3 protein-coding genes and 1 pseudogene are annotated in these 3,321 nt (G+C 43.3%); all 4 read left to right on the top strand.

Annotated elements, in window-relative coordinates:
- Positions 1 to 71 precede the first annotated feature (71 nt).
- Positions 72 to 182, top strand: a pseudogene (locus ACTNES_RS20160) (cell division ATP-binding protein FtsE); the annotation flags it as partial.
- Positions 172 to 1,077, top strand: coding sequence for a permease-like cell division protein FtsX (ftsX, locus tag ACTNES_RS20155; protein WP_291817567.1), 906 nt, complete (start codon positions 172 to 174; stop codon positions 1,075 to 1,077). The pseudogene ACTNES_RS20160 and the gene ftsX, both read left to right, overlap by 11 nt.
- A 139-nt stretch (positions 1,078 to 1,216) precedes the next feature.
- Positions 1,217 to 2,407 (top strand): S41 family peptidase, encoded by a 1,191-nt coding sequence (locus ACTNES_RS20150; protein ID WP_291817564.1) that lies wholly within the window; start codon positions 1,217 to 1,219, stop codon positions 2,405 to 2,407.
- Positions 2,408 to 2,597: 190 nt separating this feature from the next.
- Positions 2,598 to 3,321, top strand: a 724-nt coding sequence (locus ACTNES_RS20145) for a DegV family protein (RefSeq protein ID WP_441040504.1), incomplete at its 3' end; no start/stop codon positions are given.

Below are 3,321 nucleotides of genomic sequence, written 5' to 3'. Positions count from 1 at the left end.
TTTGAACGGGCAAGACGGCATACGCGCTCACAGACTGTCTCGTGGGCTCGGAGATGTGTATAAGAGACAGGGTAGTAACTCACAACAAAGAAATCGTAAATGCAATGAAGAAACGAGTAGTTACTATGCATGAAGGTTCCATCATAAGTGACGAGAAAGAGGGAGAATATCATGAGGCCTAGTACAATATGGTATACCCTGAAACAGGGTATCAAGAATATTAAGAGAAACTGGATGTTTTCCCTGGCATCTGTTATTACAATGACTGCCTGCATTTTTCTGTTCGGAATCTTTTTCTCTATTGTAAATAATGTTGACAATATTGCACACAAAGTAGAGCAGGAAGTCCCGATCACCGTTTTTTTCGATGAAGGAACCACAAACAAGCAGATCAAAGCTATCGGAAAGAAGATCAAAGCACGTCCGGAAGTAGAGAAGATCGAGTATCAGTCAGCAGATGAAGCATGGCAGGAATACAAAGATAAGTATTTCCAGGGATCAGAGGCAGCAGATGGATTCAAGGACGACAATCCGCTTGCAAACTCAGCCAACTATCGTGTATATATGAACGATATTATGAAACAGACAGAACTTGTTTCTTATATCCAGGATCTGAAACACGTAAGAAAAGTCAACCAGTCCGAAGAAGCAGCCAAGACTCTTGGAAACATCAACAAGCTGGTTTCTTATGTATCCATTGCGATCATTGCACTACTGTTGATCATCTCCATTTTCCTGATCAGCAATACCGTATCTGTTGGTATTGCAGTCCGTAAAGAAGAAATAGGGATCATGAAATATATAGGTGCCACCGATGCATTCGTAAGAGCACCATTCCTGTTAGAGGGTATGGTACTGGGAGTGATCGGAGCCGCAATTCCTCTGACAGGACTTTACTTCTGCTATAATGCCGCAGTATCCTATATACTGACCAAATTCAATGTACTTACCGGCGTGGTAGATTTCATTCCGGTATGGCAGATCTATCAGACTTTACTTCCGATCAGTCTGGCACTTGGAATCGGAATCGGACTTATTGGAAGCTTTTTTACAACAAGAAAACATTTAAGAGTATAATTGACCTGCTGATCAGTAATGATTCAAGTGTGGCCAGATCGCAGAACAGACAGATGATCTGTCTGAAATGAGCCTTAAGCTGCCGGTGCAAATGATATATATCATAGGCCGGCGGCTTTTCTTTTACAGGAGTGTGGACATGAAGAACAAAGAATTTTGGAAAGGCACTGTAGCAGGCGCCTTAGTAGTTGCGTGTGTGACAGTCGGTGCTTATGCAGGCGCAGGTCTTGCAACAAAAGATATGGTACTTGGAGACCGTAAATGCAGATCAAAACTGACATACCTCGAGAACTTGATCGATGAATACTATCTGGGAGATAAAGATGAGGAAAAATTACAGGAAGGTCTTTATACAGGTCTGTTGTATGGATTGGATGACCCTTATTCCAGATATTATACAGCAGAAGAATACGAGGCAGAGAATTCTTCCAGCCAGGGAACTTATGTGGGAATTGGCATCCTTATGGAAAAGAACAAAGAGGGCGGTGTAAAAATCGTAGAGTGTTATGAAGGCGGCCCAGGAGAAGAGGCAGGTCTGAAAGCAGGAGATATTATCAGCGCTATTGACGGTGAGGATATTACAGATGATGAAGTTTCTGATGTGGCAGATCTTGTACGTAATTCTGATAAAGACAGCGTAGTACTTACAGTACATCGGGAGAATGTAGATGATGCTATGGAGATCACTGTACCGATCACGGATGTGGAACTGCCGTCGGTTTTCCATGAAATGCTGGATTCGAAGATTGGATATATCCGTATCACTGAATTTAAAGGTGTTACCAGTGAGCAATATCAGGAAGCATTTGATGATCTGAACAGCCAGGGAATGGAGAAACTGATTGTAGATCTCAGAGACAATCCTGGTGGTCTGCTGGACTCTGTCTGCGATATTCTGCGCCAGATACTTCCGGAAGGATTGATTGTTTACACGGAAGATAAAGATGGAAACAGGGAAGTCGAAAAATGTGATGGCAAAAATGAACTCCTGATTCCGCTTGCAGTCCTGGTAAATGAAAGCAGCGCCAGTGCATCAGAGATTTTTGCCGGGGCAGTGCAGGACTATGGAATTGGAACCATCGTAGGAACAACCACCTACGGAAAAGGCGTGGTACAGTCCATCCGCCAGCTCTCAGACGGAAGCGCCATTAAACTGACTATTGCCAACTACTACACTCCAAAAGGAAACAACATCCACAAAATAGGAATCAAACCTGATATAGAGGTTTCTCTGGATACCAGCCTGCTGAATAAGAATAAAGACGAGATCACCCATGATGAGGATAATCAGCTGCAGGAAGCGATTAAGGCAGTTGAGAAGGAAAAGTAGTTGTTTGGCTGATAGTTTGATGTTATACTGTATATATGATGTCAGGGTTGAAAGGTATTTTGCCCCTGACTTGATAGATAAGATGAAAAGCCCATTGCTGAGCAGGCAGCGGATTTGCTTTGTAACTGCGAAGACACTGAACAGTTAATGGGCAGAAAGTGAAAAATATCAGAAAAAAGAGGGCGACAACATGAGCGAATATGTGATCACCACCGACAACAATTCAGATCTTCCGGAGAAATATCTCAAAGACCATGGAGTAGGCTGCATGTATCTCAGTTATTCCATGGATGGAAAAAATTATACGCATGGAAATTTCCTTCCGGAGCATGAATTTTATGAGGCAATGAGAAATGGTTCCATGCCAACCACAGCACAGGTGAATCCTGAAAATGCAAAAGCACTGCTGGAGCCTTACCTGAAAGAAGGAAAAGATATTCTTCATATTGCATTTTCCTCTGCTTTAAGCGGTACATACAATAGCAGCCGTATCGCAGCAGAGGAACTGATGGAGGACTATCCGGACCGCAAGATCATCGTGGTAGATTCTCTTGGCGCTTCCCTTGGTCAGGGGCTTCTGGTTTACCTTGCACAGGAGAAGAAAGAGCAGGGAGAAGATATGGAGACAGTTGCGAAATGGGCAGAAGAGAACAGGCTTCATATGGTACATCTTTTTACAGTCAACGATTTAAATCACCTATACCGCGGAGGTCGCATTTCCAGAACCACTGCAGTAGTAGGAAGCATGCTGAATATTAAACCGGTTCTTCATGTAGACAATGACGGAAAACTCACTGCCATCGGCAAAGTCCGCGGCCGTAAAAAATCCCTTCAGGAGCTGGTAAAGCTTATGGATGAGAAAATCGGCAGCTATCATGACACCTGCCATACCATCTTTATCAGTCATGGCGACT

This window comes from Blautia sp. HCP3S3_D9, from assembly GCF_052063845.1.
In the GTDB taxonomy this organism is placed as follows: Bacteria; Bacillota; Clostridia; order Lachnospirales; family Lachnospiraceae; genus Blautia_A.
Note: the sequence above shows the minus strand (reverse complement) of the source record. Positions and strands in the feature narration are given on the sequence as shown.